The organism is Streptomyces calidiresistens, assembly GCF_014141525.1.
Taxonomy (GTDB): Bacteria; Actinomycetota; Actinomycetes; order Streptomycetales; family Streptomycetaceae; genus Streptomyces; species Streptomyces calidiresistens.
The window spans coordinates 1-559 of record NZ_VKHS01001489.1; the positions used below are offsets into that span (position 1 = coordinate 1).

The window sequence follows — 559 nt, forward strand, 5'->3', positions numbered from 1 at the left end:
GCCTGCGGGGCGGGGGCCTTCTCGGCCTTCGGCTCGGCGGCCGGTGCCGGCTTCTCCTCGGGGGCCTTCTCGACCGGGGCGGCCTTCTCCTCGGCCTTCCCGGTGTCCTCGGCCTTCTCGGTCTCCTCGACCGTGACGGTGACCTCGATGGTCTCCTCCGCGGCCTCCTCGGCCGGGATTTCGGCGCGGTCGGAGGTGCGGTCCGCGCGCTCGCCGGAGGCGGCACCGGTGGTGAGGGTCAGCTTCTGACCGGGGTAGATGAGGTTGGGGTTCTTCCCGACCACATCGCGGTTGGTCTCCCACAGCCGCACCCAGCCGCCCTCGACCTCGTGGGCGGTGGCGATGCGGGAGAGGGTGTCGCCGCTGACGACCGTGTAGCGGTCGGCGGCCTTCTTCCGGTCGGCCTTCCGGGACTCGGCGGCCTTCTTCTCGGCCTTCTCGGCCTTCTTCCCGGCCTCGGCGGTCTTGGCGGCCTGCTCGGCGGCCGCCGCGACCTGCTGCAGCTGCCGACCGAGGTCGGCGGTGCCGAAGGTCTCCGGTCTCTTATAAACATCTGACG

1 protein-coding gene is annotated in these 559 nt (G+C 71.7%); it reads right to left on the reverse strand.

Going from position 1 to position 559, the window contains the following annotated elements; all coding sequences use genetic code 11:
* Nucleotides 1-559: LysM peptidoglycan-binding domain-containing protein (locus FOE67_RS27960; protein WP_182667583.1), on the reverse strand; the 559-nt coding region annotated here is incomplete at both ends.